This is a genomic window from Kitasatospora sp. NPDC058170 (assembly GCF_042883905.1).
Taxonomy (GTDB): Bacteria; Actinomycetota; Actinomycetes; order Streptomycetales; family Streptomycetaceae; genus Kitasatospora.
In genome coordinates this window covers 1-20,688 of the sequence record NZ_JBHVUV010000063.1, presented here as the reverse complement: position 1 = coordinate 20,688, position 20,688 = coordinate 1, and the positions used below count along the sequence as shown (strand labels likewise).

21 protein-coding genes and 1 pseudogene are annotated in these 20,688 nt (G+C 72.4%); 13 read left to right on the top strand and 9 right to left on the bottom strand.

The genetic code is table 11. The features are described 5' to 3' along the window. Positions 1-144: 144 nt before the first annotated feature. A complete protein-coding gene (locus tag ACFVVX_RS37255) occupies positions 145-444 on the bottom strand; it encodes a hypothetical protein (RefSeq protein WP_387952543.1) in 300 nt (99 codons plus the stop codon). A 256-nt stretch (positions 445-700) separates the two neighbouring features. On the opposite strand from ACFVVX_RS37255, the gene ACFVVX_RS37250 reads away from it, so the two are divergent. The 6 genes from ACFVVX_RS37250 to ACFVVX_RS37225 all read left to right on the top strand — a co-directional run bounded on the left by ACFVVX_RS37250 (position 701) and on the right by ACFVVX_RS37225 (position 8,023). Next, a complete protein-coding gene (locus ACFVVX_RS37250) occupies positions 701-1,948 on the top strand; it encodes a sensor histidine kinase (protein WP_387952541.1) in 1,248 nt (415 codons plus the stop codon). Positions 1,949-2,004: 56 nt separating this feature from the next. Next, positions 2,005-2,718 (top strand): response regulator, encoded by a 714-nt coding sequence (locus ACFVVX_RS37245; RefSeq protein ID WP_387952545.1) that lies wholly within the window; start codon positions 2,005-2,007, stop codon positions 2,716-2,718. Positions 2,719-2,829: 111 nt separating this feature from the next. After that, positions 2,830-3,420: a DUF3995 domain-containing protein gene (locus ACFVVX_RS37240; RefSeq protein ID WP_387952539.1), complete on the top strand. Its 591-nt coding sequence runs from the start codon at positions 2,830-2,832 to the stop codon at positions 3,418-3,420. A gap of 496 nt (positions 3,421-3,916) precedes the next feature. Beyond that, on the top strand, positions 3,917-4,927 hold the full coding sequence (locus ACFVVX_RS37235; protein WP_387952537.1) for a hypothetical protein: 1,011 nt from the start codon (positions 3,917-3,919) through the stop codon (positions 4,925-4,927). Positions 4,928-5,139: 212 nt separating this feature from the next. Further along, positions 5,140-6,825 (top strand): hypothetical protein, encoded by a 1,686-nt coding sequence (locus ACFVVX_RS37230; protein WP_387952535.1) that lies wholly within the window; start codon positions 5,140-5,142, stop codon positions 6,823-6,825. 316 nt (positions 6,826-7,141) lie between these two features. After that, positions 7,142-8,023 carry an alpha/beta hydrolase gene (locus ACFVVX_RS37225; RefSeq protein ID WP_387952534.1) on the top strand — a complete coding sequence of 294 codons (882 nt, stop codon included), beginning with the start codon at positions 7,142-7,144 and terminating at the stop codon, positions 8,021-8,023. A gap of 184 nt (positions 8,024-8,207) precedes the next feature. On the opposite strand, the gene ACFVVX_RS37220 is transcribed toward ACFVVX_RS37225, so the two are convergent. From ACFVVX_RS37220 to ACFVVX_RS37210, 3 genes are all read right to left on the bottom strand, one after another. Then, entirely contained in the window at positions 8,208-9,341 is a 1,134-nt protein-coding gene (locus ACFVVX_RS37220) for an aminotransferase class I/II-fold pyridoxal phosphate-dependent enzyme (RefSeq protein WP_387952533.1), read from the bottom strand. Continuing rightward, a complete protein-coding gene (locus tag ACFVVX_RS37215) occupies positions 9,338-10,084 on the bottom strand; it encodes a transcriptional regulator (RefSeq protein WP_387952532.1) in 747 nt (248 codons plus the stop codon). Before ACFVVX_RS37215 ends, ACFVVX_RS37220 begins: the two co-directional genes overlap by 4 nt. 121 nt (positions 10,085-10,205) lie before the next feature. Continuing rightward, on the bottom strand, positions 10,206-11,855 hold the full coding sequence (locus tag ACFVVX_RS37210) for a cytochrome D1 domain-containing protein (RefSeq protein ID WP_387952530.1): 1,650 nt from the start codon (positions 11,853-11,855) through the stop codon (positions 10,206-10,208). A 335-nt stretch (positions 11,856-12,190) separates the two neighbouring features. Here ACFVVX_RS37210 and ACFVVX_RS37205 point away from each other — a divergent pair, with 335 nt between their 5' ends. Next, positions 12,191-13,933, top strand: coding sequence for an FAD-dependent monooxygenase (locus tag ACFVVX_RS37205; protein ID WP_387952529.1), 1,743 nt, complete (start codon positions 12,191-12,193; stop codon positions 13,931-13,933). 129 nt (positions 13,934-14,062) lie between these two features. Here the strand turns inward: ACFVVX_RS37205 and ACFVVX_RS37200 are convergent, their stop codons facing one another. After that, positions 14,063-14,842: a hypothetical protein gene (locus tag ACFVVX_RS37200; protein ID WP_387952527.1), complete on the bottom strand. Its 780-nt coding sequence runs from the start codon at positions 14,840-14,842 to the stop codon at positions 14,063-14,065. A 533-nt stretch (positions 14,843-15,375) separates the two neighbouring features. Here ACFVVX_RS37200 and ACFVVX_RS37195 point away from each other — a divergent pair. Continuing rightward, positions 15,376-15,822 (top strand): DoxX family protein, encoded by a 447-nt coding sequence (locus ACFVVX_RS37195; RefSeq protein ID WP_387952526.1) that lies wholly within the window; start codon positions 15,376-15,378, stop codon positions 15,820-15,822. Positions 15,823-15,930: 108 nt separating this feature from the next. Here the strand turns inward: ACFVVX_RS37195 and ACFVVX_RS37190 are convergent, their stop codons facing one another. Continuing rightward, positions 15,931-16,980, bottom strand: coding sequence for an HD domain-containing protein (locus ACFVVX_RS37190; protein ID WP_387952524.1), 1,050 nt, complete (start codon positions 16,978-16,980; stop codon positions 15,931-15,933). 307 nt (positions 16,981-17,287) lie between these two features. Between ACFVVX_RS37190 and ACFVVX_RS37185 the strand changes: the two genes are divergently transcribed. Next, positions 17,288-17,524 carry a hypothetical protein gene (locus tag ACFVVX_RS37185; protein WP_387952522.1) on the top strand — a complete coding sequence of 79 codons (237 nt, stop codon included), beginning with the start codon at positions 17,288-17,290 and terminating at the stop codon, positions 17,522-17,524. A gap of 95 nt (positions 17,525-17,619) precedes the next feature. Here ACFVVX_RS37185 and ACFVVX_RS37180 read toward each other — a convergent pair whose 3' ends face one another. Together ACFVVX_RS37180 and ACFVVX_RS37175 are read right to left on the bottom strand one after the other, a co-directional pair. After that, the gene (locus tag ACFVVX_RS37180) at positions 17,620-17,826 is read right to left on the bottom strand and encodes a DUF397 domain-containing protein (protein WP_387952520.1); all 207 of its coding nucleotides are present in this window, start codon (positions 17,824-17,826) and stop codon (positions 17,620-17,622) included. Then, positions 17,823-18,653, bottom strand: coding sequence for a helix-turn-helix domain-containing protein (locus tag ACFVVX_RS37175; RefSeq protein WP_387952518.1), 831 nt, complete (start codon positions 18,651-18,653; stop codon positions 17,823-17,825). Before ACFVVX_RS37175 ends, ACFVVX_RS37180 begins: the two co-directional genes overlap by 4 nt. 125 nt (positions 18,654-18,778) lie before the next feature. Here ACFVVX_RS37175 and ACFVVX_RS37170 point away from each other — a divergent pair, with 125 nt between their 5' ends. Genes ACFVVX_RS37170 through ACFVVX_RS37160 form a run of 3 tightly spaced genes read left to right on the top strand, consistent with a single transcriptional unit; the run spans position 18,779 to position 19,808 of the window. After that, positions 18,779-19,033 (top strand): hypothetical protein, encoded by a 255-nt coding sequence (locus ACFVVX_RS37170; protein ID WP_387952516.1) that lies wholly within the window; start codon positions 18,779-18,781, stop codon positions 19,031-19,033. Beyond that, complete coding sequence (locus ACFVVX_RS37165; protein ID WP_387952515.1) at positions 19,030-19,347, top strand: hypothetical protein; 318 nt, start codon at positions 19,030-19,032, stop codon at positions 19,345-19,347. The genes ACFVVX_RS37170 and ACFVVX_RS37165 overlap by 4 nt, the downstream gene beginning before the upstream one ends. Then, complete coding sequence (locus ACFVVX_RS37160) at positions 19,320-19,808, top strand: NUDIX domain-containing protein (protein ID WP_387952513.1); 489 nt, start codon at positions 19,320-19,322, stop codon at positions 19,806-19,808. The genes ACFVVX_RS37165 and ACFVVX_RS37160 overlap by 28 nt, the downstream gene beginning before the upstream one ends. Positions 19,809-19,872: 64 nt before the next feature. Here ACFVVX_RS37160 and ACFVVX_RS37155 read toward each other — a convergent pair whose 3' ends face one another. Beyond that, the gene (locus tag ACFVVX_RS37155; RefSeq protein ID WP_387952512.1) at positions 19,873-20,415 is read right to left on the bottom strand and encodes a DapH/DapD/GlmU-related protein; all 543 of its coding nucleotides are present in this window, start codon (positions 20,413-20,415) and stop codon (positions 19,873-19,875) included. Between the two features lie 52 nt (positions 20,416-20,467). On the opposite strand from ACFVVX_RS37155, the pseudogene ACFVVX_RS37150 reads away from it, so the two are divergent. Then, a pseudogene (locus ACFVVX_RS37150) lies at positions 20,468-20,688 on the top strand (hypothetical protein); the annotation flags it as partial.

Here is a 20,688-nt window from a genome sequence, read left to right as displayed (position 1 = left end):
CCTTTTCGGGGGGGCGGGTTTTTTTTTATACGTCCCGGGGCGGGGGCGGTCCCCGGGCCCCCCGCGCCGGCCACCGCGCCGTTCGGGGGCGCGAACGCTCAGCGGCCCGCGATCGGCGATCCGGTCCCGGCGGTCAGGGGCCGCCTACGCGGCGCCGCTGATGCCGGGCGCGACGAACCGCCGGTGGAGCGGCGAGAAGGAGACCTCGGGGGCGCCGGCGATCCCGGCGTTCTGGACCGCCGGTGTCAGCCGCTGGGCGAGGAACGCCTCGAAGGCCTGCTGGGACTCCCACACGTCGGTCACGTGCAGCGACTGGTCATCGAACCAGGCGACGTGGACCTGGCCACCCGCCGACGGGATCTCCTCCCAGTCGACCGCGTCCCGCACCGCGTCGTACTGCTCCGGCGTGACCCCGGGCCAGCGCATCGACATCACCACAGCCATGTCCGTTCTCCTTGCTCAGTAGCGGCGTACTGCTCGGTAGCGGCGTACCGGTCACTTACCAGCCAACAGCCTCCACCGGCCCGACGCACCCCGGCGGCGAGCGGCGGCGCCCCCTGCGGGCCCCAGCGGCCCCCGTCCGTGCCGACCGACCCTTCCGGGCTCCCGGGCTCCCGGGTGCGCGTCACGGGAAAGCGGGAGATCATGCTCCCCCGATCGGGGGAGGCCGGCGCTGAGCTGCACGGTCATACTCGTGATCATGATCAAGGGACTCCGGCCGCTGCTACGCGGCTCCACGTACTCCGGTGTGTTCTTCGCCTACTGCGGCGCGCTGGCGAGCCTTCCGCTGCTGCCGTTCGCCCTGCTGCCGGCGCTGGCATGGCGATCCGCTCCGGAGGCGGTGCAGATCGCTCTGGTCCTGGTGCTCTGGGCGGCACTGGTCGGCGTGGTCGGCCTGGCCCGCACCACGCGGCGGATGCTGATCGTGTCCGCCCGTCGGCTGCTGAGGGTGCCGCTGCCGGATCCCGTGGCCGCCGCGTCGGCCCCCGCCGCGCCGTCCGGCGCCGACCGCTGGCGGACTCCGCTCTGGCTGGTGCTGCACGTGGCACTGGGCTGGGCGGGCGGCCTGACCACCGGTGTGCTGCTCGCGGCGGGCCTGGCCATGCCCGGCGGTTGGACCGGCACCGAGGCGAGGGCGAACCTGTTCGGCTGGTCGGTGCAGGTCACGGGCGGCTGGAGCTGGGTGGCGGCGATCGGCTGCGTGCTGCTGGCGGCGGCCGTGTGCGTGGCGGTGGCGAGCGTCCTGCGGTGGTCCGCGCCGCGGCTGCTGGGCCCGTCGTCGGCCGAGCGGCTCGCGCTGGCGGCCGAGCGGGAGCTGCTGCTGGCCGAACGCAACCGGCTGGCCCACGAGTTGCACGACTCGATCGGACACACGCTGACGGCGGCCACGATCCAGGCGGCGGTGGCGGGCGAGGTGCTCTCCGCGGACCCGGTGGCGGCGCGGGCCGCGATGCGCAGCATCGAGGAGTCGACCCGGGCCGCGTTGGAGGACCTGGACTACGTACTGGGCGTGCTGCGCGAGGAGAAGGCGGGGACGGCGCCGACCCGGACCCTGACCGACCTGCCCGAACTGCTGGACCGGTTGCGGCACGCGGGCGCGGTGGTGGAGCCGGAGCTGTCGGGCGAGTTGGAGCAGGTGCAGGGGACGCTCTCCCGGGCGGCGTACCGGATCCTGCAGGAGGGGCTGACGAACGCGCTGCGGCACGGGGCGGGCGGTCCGATCGAGGTCCGGGTGGCGGCCGCGCCGGACGGACTGGAGCTCAGCGTGGTCAACCGGACGGGTACGGGCGGCGCGGGCGCGGGCAGTGGAGCCTTCCCGACGTCCGGGCACGGCCTGACCGGGCTGGCCGAGCGCGTACGGCTGCTGCACGGCGAGTTCGAGGCCGGGCCGGACGGGTCGCAGCGCTGGCGGTTGGCGGTCCGGCTGCCGGTACGCTTGCCGGCATGATCGGCCCTGGCGCGAGCGCAGCCCTCACGACCGGCCCTGACGCGAGCGCACCCGTCATGACCGGCACCACCGGCCCCGCAGTCACCGGCCCCGCAGTCACCGGCCCTGCCGGCGCCGCCGTCACGCTCCTGATCGCGGACGACGACGAGGTGACCCGCAGCGGTCTGCGCACCCTGCTCGCGGCACAGCCGGGGATCGCGGTGGTCGGGGAGGCCGCCGACGGCCTGGAGGCGGTCGAGCAGGTACGGCGGCTGCGGCCGGACGTGGTCCTGATGGATGTGCGGATGCCTCGCCTCAACGGGATCGACGCCACCCGGCAGTTGCTGGCCGAGTCGGCCGAACCGCCGAGGGTCGTGGTGATCACCACCTTCGAGAACGACGACTACGTCACCGCCGCGCTCGGCGCGGGGGCCAGCGGGTTCGTGCTCAAGCGGCGTCCGGTCCGGGAGATCGCGGAGGCGGTGCGGGTGGTGGCGGCCGGGGAGGCGATCCTCTTCCCCGCGGCCCTGCGCCGGATGGTCGCGGCCCGCCCGCTGGACTCCGCCCGGGCGCTGCCGCAGGCGGCGCTGACCGGGCGGGAGGAGGAGGTGCTGCGGTTGATGGCCACCGGCCTGTCCAACCCGGAGATCGCGGAGTCCCTCACGGTGAGCCCGGAGACGGTCAAGACACACGTCGGAAACGTGCTGACCAAGCTCGGCGCGCAGAACCGGACCCACGCCGTGGTGATCGCGTACGAGTCCGGTCTGGTGGTGCCGGGGTTCACCGGCTGACACGGCGTGAGGTGCCCGGACCGGCGGCGCGGAGCGGTGTGGCTCTCCCGGGGGAGGGGGATCGTCCGCGTGGACGAGGTCAGTTCGCCGTCGTGTCGCCACGGTGGAGTCATGGCGATCAAGGGCAGTACGGGCGAGGTCCGACCGGGCACGCGGTGGGGGTACGCCGTCGCGGTGTGGGGGGTGCTCTTCGCGATACCCAGCTTTCTCTGGGCGGCGGGGGGCACCTTCGGCGCGGAGTCGACGGTGGCGCCCGAGCTGGTGCGGCTCGCCCGTGACGGGGTGCCGTGGTTCCTGGCCGTCCTGTGGGTGACGGGCTTCCTCAAGCTCTTCGGGGCCGTGATCGGTCTCGGCCTGACACGCCTCCGAGGCCGTCGGACCAGCCGCGCCCTCGTGTTCTGCGGCGGTGGCGCAGCTGTCCTGCTCGGCTGGCACGGCGGCCTCTTCCTCGTCCACGGCATTCTCGTGGAGACCGGCGCCGCCTCGGTCGATCCCGCCCTCGCCGGGCTCACCCGCTGGTACCTCTACCTGTGGGGGCCGTGGTTCATCGCCGGCGGCCTCGCCTTCGCCACCGCGACCGCCCGCTACCTCCGCCGCCACCCCGACCACCGCGACCACCGCAGCGCCCGCCACCGCGCCGCCCTCGGCGCCCTCGGAGCGCTCCTCCTCTCCCTGGCCTCCACCGCCACCGGCATCGGCTGAGCGTCGGAAAGTCGGCCCGCCCGACTTCCTGTGCACCGCCCCCGGTTCCGCGTTCCCGCACGGCACCGCACCGGCCACCCGTGGGAGGGGAACTCGTGGGAGAGGAACTCGTACTCCGGCAGCGGCCCGTGCGCCTCCTGATTCGCCCCCCGTCCCCGACGGGGGGCGGTAGTTTGTCCGCGCAGGAGGTCGGGGGGCCGATGCCGCCGACGACGACCGGAACGACGGATCCGAGGACGGCCGGGGCGGCAGGGACGCCGCTGCTGCCGAACTCACGCAGAAGGAGGCGCACATGGCGGCCCACGGTAGGAGACTGCTGATCGCAGCGATAGGCGTGGCGCTGGCGGGCACCTTGGGTTGCTCGTCGACGCCACGCACGTCCGAGGCGACGGCACTGCCTCCGGCTCCGAGCAGCGCGGCACCTTCCTCACCGCCCGTTTCCCCTCCCCCGACCGGGTCCGGGTCCGGGTCCGGGTCCGGCAAGCCGTTCTGCAAGGTGGACACCCCGGCCGCCTGGAAGCAGGCCCAGACCGCCGGCATGCTCCGGGCGGCGCAGGACGAGTCCCTGGACCCGATGGCCGTGGCGCCCGACGGCTCCTCGGTGATCGCCGCCAGTCGGCGCGACGGCGGTGTGACCCTGGTCCGGTTGCGTGACCAGGGCCGCGAGCGCACCACGATCCACAGCGTCGCCGACTCCGGCCAGGGCGGCCTCGGCCTGGCCGACTTCGACGGCCGCTGGCTGGTCTTCACCATCCTCGCCTCGAACGATGTCGGCTCCAGGTGGGAGCTGTTCGCCTGGGACTCCCAGGCCGGCGGAGCCCCCAGGAGCATCGCCAGGACCCCGGTCGACGCCGACGGGAACCCGGTGCCCGGGCCGTTCATGTACCCGTGGGTCGACAACGGCAAGGTGACCTGGGTCCAGGGAGTCAGCGACGGGGCCAAGGACCGGAAGCTCACCGACGTCCAGCGGCAGGTCCATCTCTACGATCTCGCCTCGGCGACCGACAAGGTCGTACGCACCGGGCACATGGCGCCCTCGTTCTTCGCCGGAGACACCCTGGTCTGGCCGGAGGCCTTCGCCGTCGACACTCCCACGAAGCTCACCGCGGTCACCGCGCAGGGCACGCCGGCCGACCTCCCCGCTGCGCTGGCCGCCGCTGACGGCTCACCGGCCTCGGCGAGCGACGGAACCACCTGGGCGTGGACCGGGGCGGGCAACCGGAATCTGTACGCCTGGAGGGCCGGATGGCCGGCGCCGGTCATGGTGGTCGAGGGGTCGGCCATCGACTGGGTCCACGTCGCCGGAGATGTGATCACCTGGACCGATTCCACCGCGACTTGGGCCGCCGACCTGCGCGGACGCGCCTACACGCAGATGACACCGCAGTACGGCGGAACCAACAGCCACGGGACCGCCGTCGTCGTCTCCTATCCGGGACCGGACAAACGATCAGTCAGCTACGTGTTCACCAGTGCAGGCCTCACCCCGCTGTCCTGCCCGCAATGAGGGCAACTGCGCGGCCCGGACGAGTGCGCCGAGGGCGGAGCCGCCGCCCGTGGCCAGCCCGCGGCCGCTCTCCTCGCCGTTCACCTGCCGTACCCCGGGGCGGCCGGATACTCCGTGGGCTGCGGACACCCGGAGATGTAGGCTCTCCGATCAAGGACTTTTGAACGAGTTCAGGAACAGGAATTGGGGGGCCGGTGTACCGTCACCGTGTCATGATCTCCGCTGCCGCCGTCGCGGCAGTCGTCGGCTTCGTACCTGCCACGGCGCAGGCGGCGAGCCCGTCGGCCGGTCCCGGCCGGACCGCGAGCACCACCGCCCCGGCCGACGGGGCCGGGCAGGGCGCCCCCTCGGCGGGCGCCGCCGCGCAGACCGCCGAGGACGCCGCCGCCGAGAAGGCCGCGAGGGAGGCCGTGGCGAAGGACATCGCCGCGGGGAACGCCGAGGCCGCCGAGGCCAAGGCCGGCGCCCGGGCCACGGCGCCGGGTGCGGCGGCCGAGCAGCCGTACTTCCAGGTCTTCACCGGCGAGTCCAATCGGAACGCGCACGGCATGGGGATGGCGGTCGGGGTCAGCACCGACCTGACCCAGGGGGTCGTCAGCTACAAGGTCGACTGGGGTGACGGCAGCACCTCCGAGGAGTTCGGCACCCTCAAGGAGGTGGTGTTCCTCGACCACACCTTCGCCGGGGTCGGCTCCCACAGGATCACGGTCACGGCGACCGAGCTGCTCGAGAAGCTGACCGCCGTCACCGTCACCGAGGTGGTCCTGGACGGCACCGAGTTCACCCCGCACTCGCCCACCCGGCTGCTGGACACCCGCGACGGCACCGGGGCCCCGGCCGCCGGAGCGGTCGCCCCATACGCCACGACCCGGGTGAAGGTCGCCGGCAACGGGGACATCCCGGCGGGCGTGACCGCCGTGGCCCTGAACATCACCGCCACCAACACCACGGTGGACGGGCACGTCATCGCCTACGCCTCCGGGACGAAGCAGCCGACCACCTCGAACGTGAACTTCGCAGCGGGGCAGACCGTGCCGACCCTGGCGATCGTGCCGGTCGGCGCGGACGGGTACGTCGAGCTGGCCAACCGCAGCGGCGGCCCGGCGGACCTGATCGCCGACGTGACGGGCTACTTCACCAAGTCCGCGGCCAACGGGTACGCCTCCGTGAAGCCGTCCCGGATCGCCGACACCCGCGAGGGCCGGGGCACGGCCCGGGGGCAGGCCGCCGGGCAGAGCACCTTCGCCCTGCAGGTCGCCGGCCAGGGCGGGCTGCCGGCCCAGGGCGTCGCGGCCGTCGCGCTCAACGTCACGGTCACCGACCCGAAGGGCCCCGGCCACCTGACCGTGTTCCCGAGCGGCGAGCAGCCGTCGGCCACCTCGAACCTGAACTTCACCGCCGGACAGACGGTCGCCAACGCGGTGATCGTGCCGGTCGGCCCGGACGGTCGGATCAGCATCCGCAACGGCGCCTGGGACCCGGCCGACGTGATCGTGGACGTCACCGGCTACTACAGCGCCGACGGCAAGGCCGCCTACCTGCCGGAGGAGCCGCAGCGGCGGTACGACTCGCGGCCCTGGGGGCCGATCTCCGGCCGGAACTACGTCCGTGAAGGGGTCTGGACGTCCGGCCGGGCGCTCGAAGCCGTCGTCCTGAACACGACGGTGACCAACCCGCAGGGCAGCGGCCACCTCGCGGTCGCTCCGGATCCGACCAACGGGGGCGGCGTCCGGCCGACTCCGCCGGACTCCTCCGTCCTGAACTGGACCAAGGGCGCCACCGTCTCCAACCTGGTCCAGGTGGACATGAGGAACACGGGGTACCTCGACATCTGGAACCTGGGCTGGGAGCCGACCGACCTGATCGTCGACCTGGTCGGTTCGTACGACCGGCTCTGACGTCCCGTCCGCACCGCGCGCCGCTCGCACCGCGCGCCGGCCGTCCGTCCCTCCGGGGGCGGGCGGCCGGTGCCGTTCCCGCAACCGGCGGCCGGGCACCCGGCGCGGGCCCTCGGCCCGGCTCGTTGGTGGTCGGCAATTCGGTGGCGGGTCGAGCAGGCAGCGCCTAGGCTCCCGATCATGTACTCGGTCATCCATAACTGGCAGTCTCTGCGCATCCGTTCGGTGTCCCGGACTCGGTGCTGACCCGAGGGTTCCGTCGGCACCTGGTCATCCGCGCACTGCTCACCGTTCGCCTCAGGATGACGAGGACTCCATGATGCACACCACCTCACAACCCACCTTCGTGTTCGTTCCCGGAGGCTCCAGCAATGCCCGGGCCTGGGGGCCGTTGCAGAACGAGTTGGCCCTGCACGGGCACCGCTCGTACGCCGTCGACCTGCCAGGACACGGCGACCGCGCCGATCACCCGGCCGCCTACTACCGGCAGCCCCAGGACCTGGCGGCGCTGGCCACCGCTCCCTCCCCGATGCGTGGCGTCACGTTGTGGGACAACGTGCGTCACGTGGTGGACGTCCTGCACCGGCTCGCCCCCTCGGGACCCCTGGTCCTGGTGGGCAACAGCTTCGGCGGCCTGACCGTCACCGCCGTCGCGAACGCCGTGCCCGAACTCCTCGACCGCGCCGTCTACATCTCCGCCGTCTGCCTTGGCGACCCGGCGATGGTCACCGGGGAGTGGGACGTCCCCGACGACAACCTGCTGGACGCCGCAGCGGCGCGGATCACCGTGCCGGACACGGGAGACCAGGGGATCGTGCGGCTGAACTGGCGTGCCGCGCACACCGACCCCGTACTGTTCGCGCAGCTCAAAGCCGCCGTCATGGCAGACTCCACCGACCACCAGTTCCGGATGTTGCTGGACTCCATGGACCCGGACGAGAACTACGCGGTACTGGAGGAGGGATCGGTGGCCCGCGCTGAACAATGGGGGAAGGTTCCGCACACCTTCGTACGCCTCTCCGAGGACCGGAGCATCCCTCCGGCAGTACAGGACTACATGATCCGCAAGGCGGACGAGCTGACACCCGCAAACCCCTTCGACGTCCGCACGCTGGCCACCTCACACGTCGGATACTTCAGCCGCCCGCACCTCTTCGCCGAAGTGCTGGCCGACCTGGCCCGAGTAGCACCGATGTGACAGAGCCCCGTCGTCACCGGGCGGTGAACCAGTAGTCGCCGAAGACGTCCCCGTCGGCGCCACGGCGTACGCCGACGGGGACGATCAGGAACGGTCCGTCACTACCGCGACACCACGTGCTCCAGCTCGCACCGGGCCTGTTCCGGAACGTCCGCGACAATCATCACGGCGTTGGGGAACAAGCTCAGCGCCGGGTCTTCAGCCAGTCGGCGAAGGCGGCCAGTGCGGGGGCCGGGTCGCGGCGGCCGAGGCCGATGCGGAAGCGGTCGGTGGGGGTGGGGGTGAGTTCGGAGCGGTAGATGCTCGCGGGCAGGAGCAGGACTCCGGCCTGCTCGACCAGCCGGGTGCAGAACTCCTCCACGCCGTCCGGGCCGAGGTAACGGGGGTAGGCCACGCAGCCGCCGTCCGGGGCGCGCCACTCGAAGAGGTCGGCGAAGTCGGCGAAGAACGCGTCGAAGTGCGGCAGGTTGGCGGCGATGATCGCGCGGTTGCGGGACAGGATCTGCTCGCGGTTGTTGATCGCGATCCGGGCCAGGATCTCGCTGGGCGCGGAGTTGCAGATGGTGGTGTAGTGCTTGGCGCGCTCCAGACGGCTGCGCAACTCCCGGTCGCGGCAGGCGATCCAGCCGACCCGTAGGCCGGGCAGGCCGAGGGACTTGGAGGTGACGTTGAGCGAGAGGGCCGTCCCGGAGAGGTCGGCGGCCTGGGGCAGGGTGCGGGACTGGTCGAACTCCAGGCCGCGGTAGACCTCGTCGCTGAAGAGGTGGATGCCGCGCTCGTCGCAGAGTCGGGCGATCCGGGTGAGGTCGGCCGCGTCGATCACCTTGCCGGTGGGGTTGTTGGGGAAGTTGACGGAGACGACGCGGGTGTTGGGACGCAGCGCGGCGGTCAGTTCGTCCAGGTCGAGCGCCCAGTCGCGCCCGGCGTCCAGGGCGACGCCGGTGACCTCGCAGAGGGAGAGCGGGATGGTCTCGGCGGACTGGTAGTTGGGCGTCACGACGACGGCGTGGTCGCCGGGGCCGAGCAGCACCTGCATGGCCAGGTTGAGGGCCTCCTGCGCGCCGCCGAAGCAGATCACGTCGTCGGCGTCGACGTGCTCGTACATGCCGGCGATCGCCTGCCGCAGGGCCGGGTCGCCGAAGGTCTCGGTGTAGCCGAGGGTGAGGGTGTCCCAGGCGTGCCGGTCCTCGGGCCCGGCCAGGGCGAGCAGTTCGGACATCGCCATGGTCTGCGCGTCCGAGGCGGTGAGGTGGTGGCGGGCGGTGAACTCCCAGCGGGAGAAGTGGGTTTCCAGCCGGAAGTCGGGCAGCCTGGTCATCGGTCGTTCCTCTGTTCTGCGTGCGGCTGTTCTGCGTGCAGCTGTTGTGCGTGCGGCTGTTCCGCGTCGGCCCGTTGCGCGGCCGGTCCGGGTTCGGCCGGTCCGGGTCCTGCCGTCGGCTCGCTCCTGAGCTCAGCGAGCAGGGTGTAGACCGTCGAGCGCGAGACCTTGAGCGCGGTGGCGACGGCCGGGACGGCGCGGCGCACCGCGAGCACCCCGGCCTGGTCGAGTTCGCGCAGCACGGCGAGCCGGTCCTCGCGGCCGAGCCGTTCCGGCGGTCGGCCGTGGGCGCGGACGTAGCCGCCGACGACGTCGTTCATCCGCTCCGTCCAGTCTCGTTCGAAGAGCGGTTCGGGGCGAGGCGCGGTGGGGGCGGCGAACCCGGCCAGCAGGGCGGCGGCCTGTTCCAGCGGTCCGCGGTCGAGGTTGACGCAGAGCACGGCCGAGGGGCGGCCGTCGGTGTCGCGCAGCACGGCGCTGACCGAGGAGAGCCGCCGTCCGTCGGGCAGCAGCTTCTCGTAGGGCCCGTAGACGTCGGGCGCGGACGGGTCCAGCCCCTCCAGTTCACCGAGCAGGGACGGGTCGCCGGGGGCGCGGCCGCTCATCGGGTTCCAGAGGGCGAGGACCTCGTCCCGGACGGCGTCGTGCAGCACCACCTCGGCGTAGGGGCCGAGTAGCAGTGCCACCGCCTGGCACACGGGCGACCAGGTCCGGACGCGCGGGTCGGGGGTCTCTGCGGTCATATCTGGACTGTACGTCCAGTCTGGACATTCCGTCCAGCGCAGCTCGGTGCGGCGCGATGTGGCGCGCAGGAGCCGAGGCCCCCGCCTCCCCCGGGAGAGAAGGGAGGCGGGGGCAGCGGGCTCAGGTGCAGCTGATCAGCAGGGCGAGGGTGGCGGTGCAGGAACGGGACGCGCGGTCGTTGGTCGCGACCGGGTCGGCGGGCGCGCTCGCGGTGCGCGTGGCGGTGACGGTGAAGGTCCGGCCGAGGTTGAGCAGGCCGATCTGCACCGTGACGTGGCGGGTGGTGCTCGCGCCCTGGGCCAGCGGGGCGGCGAGGGTGCAGTTCAGCTTGCCGGCCGCGATGGTGCAGTCGGTCGAGGAGGCGCTGAACCCGCTGGGCAGGTCGGCGGTGACGGTGGCCGCGGTGACCGTGGCGGGCCCGGCGTTGGTCAGGGTGAGGGTGTAGTCGACCCGCCCGGAGAACAGCCCGCCCACCGGTGCGGCGCCGAGCGAGACGGCGAGGTCGGCGGTGGGTGCGGTGTAGCCGAAGCGGTCGGCGGGGGTCACCGCGCTGGTGCCGCCCGGGGTGGTGACCCGGACGTCCACCGTCCCGGCCGCGGAGGCGGCGGGCGCGGTGGCGGTGCAGCCGGTCGCGGTGCAGGAGAACGTGGTGGCGTTCCCGGCGGCGCCGAAGCTCACGGCGGTGGCGCCCTCCAGATCGGTCCCGGTGACGGTGACGACCGTGCCGCCGGCCTGCGGACCGGACGCCGGACTGACCCCGGTCACCACCGGCACCGGCAGCGGGAAGCCGAGGACGCTCACCGCGGCACCGGTGAAGTCGGTCAGGTAGCCGCGCCGCCCGTCCGGGCTGAGCGCCAGTGTGAACGGGCTGGCGCCGACCGGCACCGTCGCGGTGACCGCGCGGTCGGCGGTGGTGATCACGCTCAACGTGTCGTCGGCGTAGTTCGAGGCGTACGCGTACCGGCCGTCCGGGGAGAGCGCGACGGCGAACGGGTTGGTCCCCACCGTCACGGTGCCCGCGACGGTGTTCGCTGCGGTGTCCAGCACGCTGAGGGTGTTGTCGCCGCCGTTGGCGGTCCACAGCCGGGAGCCGTCGGAGCTCAGCGCCAGGCCGAACACCCCGTGGCCGACGGCGACCGTCGCGCTCACCGTGTTGCTCGCGGTGTCGATGACGTTCACCGCCTGGGCGCCCGAGGCGGCGACGTAGACGTGCCCGCCGTCCGGGGCGACGACCAGGCCGTGCGGTTCGGCGCCCACCGGGACGGTGGCGGTGACGGCGTTGGTCGCGGTGTCCAGCACGCTCACGGTGCCGTCCCCGGCATTGCCGACGTAGACGTGCGCGCCGTCGCGCGCGACGGCCACCCCGAAGGGTTCGGCACCGACCGGGACGGTGGCGGTGACGGCGTTGGTCGCGGTGTCCAGCACGCTGACCGTGTTGTCGAGGTGGTGGGTCAGGTACGCGCGCCGCCCGTCCGGCGCCCAGGCCACGGCGTACGAGCCGGTGCCGGCCGTGAAGGTGCCGGTCACCGTGCCGGTGGCGGTGTCGAGGACGCTCACGGTGCCGCTGCTCTGGCTGGTCACGAACGCCCGGCCGCCGTCCGGCGCGAGCGCGACGCCCGCCGGATAGTCCGCCACGGCCACCGTGGCGGTCACGGCGGGCGGCGGCGCGGCGGCCTCCGCGGTGCCGGGCTGCGACAGCAGCGCGGCCGTGGCCGCACCTGTGGCGACCACGGCCGTCCAGGAGCGGAGCGGGGAGCGACGTATTCTCACGGGGGTCTTCTCCAGACTCGTCAAGGCATCGGGGAATGCTGGGCTCCGGTGCGTCCGGGAGCCGCCCGAAGCGTAGGAGACGCGTTGACGGAGCATCAGGAGTTGATCGGGATTGTTGCCAAATGTTCAGAACCGGTCACCGGCCACGCCGGGATGAGCGCGGCCCTGCGACGAGGTGAACAGAGCCCCTCGACGGAACCGGTGTCGCCCCCGGGAGCAGCACGGATGGCGGCCCGGCGGCGGCACGGGTGGCGGCCCGGTGCCGGTCGGGCGCAGCCTGGAGGGAGGCGATCGCGTGCCCCGGGACGCGGTCGGTGATCGGTCGAGGAGCGGCCATGGACGAGATCGACGTACTGGTCGTGGGCGCGGGCCCGGTGGGCCTGACGGCCGCCGCCGAACTACGGCGCCACGGGGTCGACTGCCGGATCGTGGACAGGCTCGCCACCCCGCAGCACTACGCCAAGGCCGTCGGGGTGCAGCCGCGCACGCTGGAGCTGTGGGACGCGATGGGCATGGTCGGCGCGGCCCTCGACGAGGCCGTCCCGATGCTCGGCCAACTCCTGTACTCCGACGGGCAGCCCGGCCCCCGGATCGAGCTGGCCCTGCCGCCCGACGTCCCGTACGCCTTCGCCGCGCTGCCGCAGTACACGACGGAGCGCCTGCTCACCGAGCACCTGGCCGGCTGGGGCACGCACGTCGAGCGCGGCACCGAGCTGGTCTCCCTCGAACAGGACCCCGACCACGTCCGGGTCGCTCTCCGGGGCCCGGCCGGACCGCGGGAGCTGCGGGCCCGCTATGTGGTGGGCTGCGACGGCGCGCACAGCCTGGTGCGGAAGACGGCCGGCCTGCGCTTCGAGGGCGACGCCTTTCCCGAGCAGTACATGCTGGGCGATGTCGAGGTGGACTGGAACCTCCCGGCGGGGTACGGCGTCCGGGCCGTCCACCATGACGCGGACGGGAAGGTCGACGACCTGCTGGTCTGCATCCCGCTCCCGGGCCGGGGGCGGTACCGGATGTCGATGATGGTGCCGGACGAACTGTCCGGCACGGGTTCGGGGGACGGCGTCGAACACGGGCTGGAGGGCGGCCGGGCCCCCGAACTGCGGCACATCCAGGCGGTGCTCGACCGGCTCTCGCCCCGGCCTGCGCACGCCTCGGCGCTGCGCTGGGCCTCCACCTTCCGGATCAGCCACCGCCTGGTGGACCGCTACCGGGTCGGACGGCTGTTCGTGGCCGGGGATGCCGCCCACATCCACCCGCCCACCGGCGCCCAGGGCATGAACACCGGCGTCCAGGACGCCTACAACCTGGCCTGGAAACTGGCGCTCGCGGTGCGTGGCATCGCCGCCGACGACCTGCTCGACAGCTACCACGCCGAGCGGCACCCGGTCGGCGCGGAGGTCGTCGGCCGAACGGTCCGGCACGCCCGGGCGGGCGTCCAGGCCGACGCCGGGTCCGATTCCGGGCCCGACTCCCAGGCCGGGTCCGGCTCCGGGGCCAGGTCCGGGGCCGGGTCCGAGGCCAGGTCCGAAGCCAGGTCCGGGTCCGGGTCCGGGTCCGGGTCCGACGCCGACGGTCTGGAGGCGATCCTGCGGCGGGAGGCCCAGCTCCTGGTCGGGTACCCCGACAGCCCGCTGGTCGAGCCGGCCGAGGGCACGGACCCCGCGACGGGCGGCCCCGCCCCCGGCGACCGGGCGCCGGACTGCCGCGGGCTGGAGCGCGAGCTCGCGAGCTACCCGAGCCGGCTGTTCGACCTGCTGCGCAGCCCCCGGCACACACTGCTGATCCACGTCGACCCCGGCGCCGCGGGCGAGCAGGCGACCACGTGTGCGGTGGCCGCACTGTCCGCGGCCCACGGGCTGCTGGACGTGTACGCGGTGCTCGCCCCGGGCGCGCCGCAACCGCAGTGGCGCCTGCCGTTCGTCCGGGACGGCGCGGGCGAGTTCGCCGCCGCCTACGCGGCCCGCCCCGGAGAGGCGTTCCTCGTCCGGCCCGACGGCTACCTGGCCGGACGGTTCCACCCGCCGACGCCGGAGCGGCTGGCGAGCTGCCTGCGCCGGACCTTCGGCGTGGGGTGAGGCGGGCGGCGGTTTCACGGCGGCGGCCGTCGCTGCGCCCGGCCACGGCGACCGGCGGTCGGCGGATTCGGCACGCACCCGGCGCCGGGCAGCACGCCAACGTGCTGCCCGGCACCGGGTGGTGGGGTCTCAGGAGCGGCGCAGGCGGCGCGCGAGGGCGAGCGCGCCGACGCCGATGGCGGGCACGCCGATGGCACTGCCGAGCAGCGCGGGACTGCCGCCCGGGCCGGCGGCGGCCGGAGCGACGGTGGCCGGAGCGACGGGCGCGCCAGGGGCGGCCGGGGCGGTGCTCGGCGTGGCGGCCTGGGCGGGCGTGGCGGGGGCGGGGGCGGGGGCGCCGGGGACCGAGTCGGTCCTGATGTTCCTGGTCTGCTCGGCCAGCAGCACCCGGGAGCCGGGCGCGGTCAGGGCGGAGCGCAGGGCGATGGACCGGAAGCCGCCGCCGGACGCTCCGTCATGAAGCACCCCCGACTCGGCGTTGATGCGCAGCTTCCGGGTGGCGGTGTCGCCGACCGGGACGGTGACACCGCCGGGCAGCGTGCCGCTGAAGCCGGCACTGTCGTCGGCGTCGTGCTCCAACGGGACCGGCTTCCAGACGCCGTCGGCGGGGTCCTGGTAGTCGATGGCGATCGCGTGCTCCGGGGCGCCGGTGCCCGTGGTGGCCGTCAGGACCAGGACGTAGGTGCTGGTCTCGGTACCGGTGTTGGTGACGGTCTCGGTGAACTCGACCGGCCGGCCGTCGAGTCCGACCGAGGCCGGGCCCTGGACGGCCAGGGTGGCATGCTTCACGGCCTCCGCGTGGGCGGCGGGCGCCGAGAGCGCGACGGAGCCGCACAGGGCGACGACCCCGAGCGCGGCGGCGACGGCGGCGGAGCGGCGCGAACGGCGGGTGCGGATGACGGTGGACATGACGGTTCCCCCCTGGAACGTCGGTGCGGGCATACGGAGTTGCCGGCTTCCGGGCCTGCAGACGCGCAGGCCCGCAGACATCCGGGCCCGCGGACATCCGGGCATGCGGGCATGCCGCGGAGGCGGTCGGCTGTGCGGTGAGTGAAGCCAAGCGGACGAACGAGTGGCAGGGCACCGCGGCTGCGTCGGTTCCGGGAGGTGGCCACCACCCCGCCCCTGCCCCTCACCCTTGAAGACGCGTGGCACGCGTCGGGGTTGCAGGTGGGTACGGAGAATTTTCCGCCGGATGTGCGCAGCACCTCCCGGGGTGCCGCAGTGCTGCGGTGACCTGGGCGAACGGCGTTCCAGCACGGCCCCGGACTGACGGTCCGTGACACAACCATCCGTGGATCAAGCATCAGCAGACGGTTACGAACTCGTGAAGGCTCGATGGAAACCATTGCACCTTCAACTACGCATAGGAAAGGCTTCCCTTAGTCGTCACTCACCATGACCGCCGTCACCGCGGTCACCCGTCCCCCTGGAGTTCCTCAATGCCGCTCGTCCCCAGCAGTGTCGTCGACACCGCCCGCCCCTACGTGGTGGGCCTGTCGCGCATCGCGATCGGCCTGCTCTTCACCTGCCACGGCGCGGCCTCGCTGTTCGGCGTCCTGGGTGGCGCCAAGGGCGGCGGCACGGTGGAGGCGCTGTCCTGGCCCGGCTGGTACGCGGCCGTGATCCAGCTGGTCGGCGGCGCTCTGGTGACGCTCGGCCTGGGCACCCGGACCGCGGCGGTGATCTGCTCCGGCTCGATGGCGTACGCGTACTTCAGCGTGCACCAGGAGCACTCGCTGTTCCCGCTCCAGAACGGTGGCGAGCCCTCCGCACTGTTCTGCTGGGCCCTCCTCCTGGTCGCCGCCACGGGCCCGGGCGCCCTCGCCCTGGACACCCTGCTGCCCCGCCGTTCGACCTCGGCCGCCACCGAGCCGGCCACCGCCTGACCGAGGCTCGTCCGTCACCTGCCCGACCCGCCGCCCCAGCGGGTCGGGCAGGTCTCGGCGTTCCGGGCTTAGTGGCCGCGAGACGTGACGGCCCCTCAGGCGGCTGCTTCAGTCCCACCAGACGCGGAACGTGGTGGACAAGGACTTCAGCGCCTCCAGTTCGGCGGCCAACTCGGGCGCGGACACCTCGATCCGCCGCCCCTCCACCAGCGGCGCGGAGCTGTAGATCTTGCGCAGCGAGAACTCCCAACCGGGAGCACCCCCGGGAGCACTGCCGACCGTGACCTTCAACCGGTGCAGCTCGTAGCGGATCATGGCACTCTCCGCTCGCGTGGCGGCGCAGGAGTCGAACGCGGACCACAGCTGCGGATCGGTCAACCGGGCCAGCCGGGCCGGAGCGAGGTCCGTGCTGTCGAGCAGCCAGCCGGCCAGGCGGCGCACCACCGACACCGGGCCCACGTTGTCCCACGAGGTGTGCAACCGTGCTTCCGCACAGATCAGATCGACGAGCGAGGCGGCGGTCTCGCGGTCGGCCGACACCGCGGCGTCCTGGATACGGAGCCGGCCCAGCATGACAGCCGGATCGGTGTCGAGACGCCCGGCGGCCCGCCCGCTGCGCACATAGGAGTCGAGGTGGTCGAGATTCAGCAGGCCGGAGCGGTTGGTGAGAGGCGAGGGCGGCTGCACGCCGAGTGCGGCGACGACGGCCTCGGCGCTGATCCCGTACTCCTCCAGCACGGGCCGGATCGGGTCGGTGCGCACCAGCTGCAGACCGATCGCGTGATGGTCGAGGTTGGAGATGCCTTCGAAGGTGTGGCTCATCGGCAGGTGGCCGATGTCGTGCAACAGCGCTGCGACCCTCAGGCGTTCGTCCTCCGGACGGAAGTGCGCGACCAGCGCGAACACTCCGAGGGTGTGCTCAAGCCGGGAGTACGACTGCAGGGTGCTGATCGTCGAGGCCCCGCCGTGCACCACGAAGTGCAGGCGCCGCAGCGGCTCGGTACGCAGGAGGGCCGCTTCCACGGGGTTCAGCCGGACGGGGATCCGCCACAACGGGTCGGTGAACACCGGGGACAGGCCCACCACATTGGTCGGGACGGGCGATGCGGCGTCGGCCCGGAGGGCCTGCGCTGAGTTCGGATCCACTGGGCTGGCCATCCGGTCACTCTACGGACGGCCACCGCATCCCGAAAGTCAATTGATCACCACGGGCCCGGCCGGTGCGCCGGGATCCGCGGAGGGTCGCTGTCGACTGACTGTCATCTTCCGGACAGCGCAGAAACTGACCGGAAGATGATCGTCAGCCCGTCAGGCGAGCCCGTGACCTGCACCGTCACAAAAGCACCACACTGATTCCGGTCGGAATTGGTCTCGACCATTGCCCGGCATTCAGATTCGGAGGAGGCTCGTCGGCGAAGCGCAGGGCAGCGGACCCCGGCGCTCACCAATGGGAGGAAGACCACTCATGTCGCTTCGCAAGGCATTCTCCGCCGTTGCCGTGGCCGGGCTCGTGGCCGGCGGCGCCCTGATCGCCGCCCCGAGCGCCCAGGCGGCCACCTTCACCTACATCGGCATCTACCCGACGGCCGCCGCCTGCCACGCGGCCGGCCAGGCGTATGTGAACAACCACCAGGCCATCGTCTACTTCTGTGACACCACCACCGAGACCGGCCCGGCGCGGCTCTCCGCAGTCCTCTACTGAGCCAGTAGAACACGCTGATGGTGGGCCGCACGGCCGGCGGCCCACCATCGGGATCGGCCCCGGCCGTAATGCCGGCCGGGGCCCACGGGCGGCGGTCAGACGGTCCCGAACTCACCCGTCTGAACGGCAGTGATGAACGACCGCCAGGAGTTGGCCGGGAAGACGAGCGCGGGGCCCTCCGGGTCCTTGGAGTCGCGCACGGGGGCCGTGCCGGGGAAGCTCGCGGAGACCTCCACGCACTGACCACCGTTGTCGGAGTACGACGACTTGGCCCAGGATGCGCCGGAGAGGTCGGGGTTCATGGAAGTAGCTCCTTCCGAGCCTTGTGGATCAGTGCCAGGGAGGCCGCCTTGGGCAGCGCTTCCACCAGGAGCTGATCGTACTGTCTCTCCCAAGCCGTCACCGCTTCACGGGTCCGCTCAAGATGCCCTCGCGCATGCGACTCTGCGTATCCCACGACCGAACCGTCCGGAAGGTCCAGCAGGGTGACCGGCATCTTGAACGGCAGGTGCTCTCCCAGCCGGAACGGTGCCACCTGAATGGTGATGCTCGGCCGGGCGGACAGCTCCACGATCCGATCGAACTGTTGGAGCATCACGGACCGCCCACCGACCGGCCGGGCCAGGCAGCTCTCGTCCAGCACAGCGTGAATGAGCGGTGGATTCTTCCTGTCGAGCACCCGCTGACGGGTCGCCAGGAATTCGACCCGCTGCTCCGCAGCAGACTGCGTGATCGCCCCACGCTGGACCGCGGCATACGCCAGCGCCTCTGCATACTCCGGCACTTGAAACAGTCCCGTGACGATGGTCAGCGCAAACTCACGTAGTCGGCGGCACCGCGCCTCTGCATCGGCGAACTCGGGGAAGCCCTCCAGCAGGCTCGCCTTGGAATACCGGCACCAGAGCTCATAGAAGGTGCCCCCGGTCTCGAACACCTCGTCTGCCCTAACCGCAAAGTTAGAGGTTACGGCCTTCTTCGCCCGTTCGACGTACGAGACCATGGCATTCGAGTAGCCCATCCGCCGCCCCAGTTCGGTCTGCGACCATCTCATGGCCCGCCTCGACCTGCGGAGTTCTGCGCCAAAGCGCACGAGCGAAGATGATGACGCGTCAGGCTCATTGTTGTTCATGAACGTTGCCACCCATAACCAGACGGAACAGTCAAGGTTAGACCCTGGCCATCGTAGAGCCGATCGGGCCACCATGGCTACACCCGGTAAGAGATCGGGAACCCAGCGCAACCACTGGAGCAACGATGTCCCGTCGCCCTCGCATTCCCGCCTACACGCCCGAGGTGGGCGAGGTCGTCCGCGACCTCGCCCACCGCTCCCCCGGCACGAAGGCCGTCGAGGGTGTCTACATGGACACCCTCGGCGGGCTGGCCTACCTCCGCCCCGAGCGCGGCGGCTGCGAGTGGACCACCAGGCCCGAGGACCTCCGGCGGCTCGAACTCCCCCGCTTCGTCCCCGTCCAGCAGCCGAGCCGGCCCCGCGCGCACGACGCGGCGTGAGCGCCGACTGCCGACTGCTCGCGATCACGCTCGCCGTACCGACCCTCAGCGCCGCCACCGCCGCACTCGTCTGCTGGCCGATCCGCAGCGGGCCCCTCGCCCCGCGGATCCTCATCTTCGGCCTGATCCTCGCGACCGGCGTCATCGCCGGACTCCCCGCCTGCTTCAGCCGGCTGTCGGCGACCGAATCCGACCGGCCGCCGCTCGACTCCCGTCCGGTCCTGGGCCCCCGCGCGATCCGGGCGGGGGCCCCGGCCACCCAGAACCTCCCACCAAGGAAGCCGACTTGCTGTACCCGCTGCCCGAGATCCTGACCCACCCGCCGCGCCGCCGGCTCGACCACCAGGCCCTCGTCCTGAACGCCGACGGCGCGGTCCTCCTCGTCGAGACCACCTACCGCAACGGCTACACCCTTCCAGGAGGCCCCGCCGAGCACGACGAGCTCCCCCATCTCGCCGCCCGCCGGCACACCGAGACCGAGACCGGTCTCGTCCTGCCCCTCCGCACCCTGCTCGCGACCGACTACACGGACGAGCAACTCCTCCCCGAGGGCGTGACCTTCGTCTACTGGGGCGGTCGCCTCACCCGCACGCAGGAGACGATCGTCGGCCGCCACCGACCGCCCGAGCAGATCGTCGGCCTGCACTGGGTGCACGACGCCCGGCTCGCCGACGTGATGGCCACCGACCAGCACCGCAGGGTCACCCAGGCACTCACCGCCCTCGCCCGCGGTGCCCACCTCCCCTTCCTCCTGCGCGGCATCCCCGCCGGCTAGACGATCGATGAGTGAGTGACCGTAGGGGCGCGGTGCGTCGGGCTTCCGGCGTGGACGACGGTCGTCACCAGCTTCGGTGCACGGTTGCCTTGCTGCCGGTCACCAGGCTTGCCGCCGGAACGTCGTCGGCCACGACCGCGCCGGCGGCGATCACGGCGTCGCGGCCGATGCTGACGCCGGGCAGGATCGTGGCACCGGCACCGATCCACACGTTCTCCGCCACGTCGATGGGTGCGCCGGTGAGGTACAGCCGCCGCTCCTCGGGATCAACCGGGTGGCCGCTGGTGATGAACGTGACCTTCGGGCCGACCATCACACGCTCGCCGAGCCGGATGCCGGCATAGTCCAGGAACGTGCAGTTCTGGTTGATGAAGACACGCTCGGCGAGGTCGAGGTTGAGGCCGTGGTCCGTGTAGAAGGGCGGATAGATCGTGACTCCCGGCGGCAGCGCCTTGCCCAGGATCTGTTCGAACAGCTTCTGTTTGCCCTCTTCGTCCTCGAAGGGCAGGACGTTCAGGCGGGAGGTGAGCGCGGTGACCTCCAGGACCCTCGCGGCCATGGCCTGGAACTCGGCGCTGCGGATGCGCATGAGACGGTCGCTGGACATGCCGTGATCCTTCCGGTGTGCCGATGACTTGACGCGGCTCACTGGGTGATCGATGTCAAGGGGGACCGGCGAAGGCGAGAGTCGGGGCATCCAAGATCGTTTTGTCCCCAACAACCTGGACACCCTCGCGACGGCACTCTATGTGAGGACCGGCGACCTGTTGAAAGCGCCGCCTCATCTGGCGCCATGGCGTCCGACCGCGGTCACAGCCCCGCAGCTCGGCCCCCGCCCTGCCCCGACGCCGCGGCCCGGCTCCCGGGGAGGGAGTCGGGC

What these genes read in the sequence shown, in the direction of transcription:
- ACFVVX_RS37255 (WP_387952543.1), bottom strand. Translation starts at nt 444, where the DNA reads ATGGCTGTGGTGATGTCGATGCGCTGGCCCGGGGTCACGCCGGAGCAG.
- ACFVVX_RS37230 (WP_387952535.1), top strand. Translation starts at nt 5,140, where the DNA reads ATGATCTCCGCTGCCGCCGTCGCGGCAGTCGTCGGCTTCGTACCTGCC.
- ACFVVX_RS37185 (WP_387952522.1), top strand. Translation starts at nt 17,288, where the DNA reads ATGTCGCTTCGCAAGGCATTCTCCGCCGTTGCCGTGGCCGGGCTCGTG.
- ACFVVX_RS37175 (WP_387952518.1), bottom strand. Translation starts at nt 18,653, where the DNA reads ATGAACAACAATGAGCCTGACGCGTCATCATCTTCGCTCGTGCGCTTT.
- ACFVVX_RS37180 (WP_387952520.1), bottom strand. Translation starts at nt 17,826, where the DNA reads ATGAACCCCGACCTCTCCGGCGCATCCTGGGCCAAGTCGTCGTACTCC.
- ACFVVX_RS37245 (WP_387952545.1), top strand. Translation starts at nt 2,005, where the DNA reads ATGACCGGCACCACCGGCCCCGCAGTCACCGGCCCCGCAGTCACCGGC.
- ACFVVX_RS37225 (WP_387952534.1), top strand. Translation starts at nt 7,142, where the DNA reads ATGATGCACACCACCTCACAACCCACCTTCGTGTTCGTTCCCGGAGGC.
- ACFVVX_RS37220 (WP_387952533.1), bottom strand. Translation starts at nt 9,341, where the DNA reads ATGACCAGGCTGCCCGACTTCCGGCTGGAAACCCACTTCTCCCGCTGG.
- ACFVVX_RS37195 (WP_387952526.1), top strand. Translation starts at nt 15,376, where the DNA reads ATGCCGCTCGTCCCCAGCAGTGTCGTCGACACCGCCCGCCCCTACGTG.
- ACFVVX_RS37190 (WP_387952524.1), bottom strand. Translation starts at nt 16,980, where the DNA reads ATGGCCAGCCCAGTGGATCCGAACTCAGCGCAGGCCCTCCGGGCCGAC.
- ACFVVX_RS37215 (WP_387952532.1), bottom strand. Translation starts at nt 10,084, where the DNA reads ATGACCGCAGAGACCCCCGACCCGCGCGTCCGGACCTGGTCGCCCGTG.
- ACFVVX_RS37200 (WP_387952527.1), bottom strand. Translation starts at nt 14,842, where the DNA reads ATGTCCACCGTCATCCGCACCCGCCGTTCGCGCCGCTCCGCCGCCGTC.
- ACFVVX_RS37250 (WP_387952541.1), top strand. Translation starts at nt 701, where the DNA reads ATGATCAAGGGACTCCGGCCGCTGCTACGCGGCTCCACGTACTCCGGT.
- ACFVVX_RS37240 (WP_387952539.1), top strand. Translation starts at nt 2,830, where the DNA reads ATGGCGATCAAGGGCAGTACGGGCGAGGTCCGACCGGGCACGCGGTGG.
- ACFVVX_RS37155 (WP_387952512.1), bottom strand. Translation starts at nt 20,415, where the DNA reads ATGTCCAGCGACCGTCTCATGCGCATCCGCAGCGCCGAGTTCCAGGCC.
- ACFVVX_RS37170 (WP_387952516.1), top strand. Translation starts at nt 18,779, where the DNA reads ATGTCCCGTCGCCCTCGCATTCCCGCCTACACGCCCGAGGTGGGCGAG.
- ACFVVX_RS37205 (WP_387952529.1), top strand. Translation starts at nt 12,191, where the DNA reads ATGGACGAGATCGACGTACTGGTCGTGGGCGCGGGCCCGGTGGGCCTG.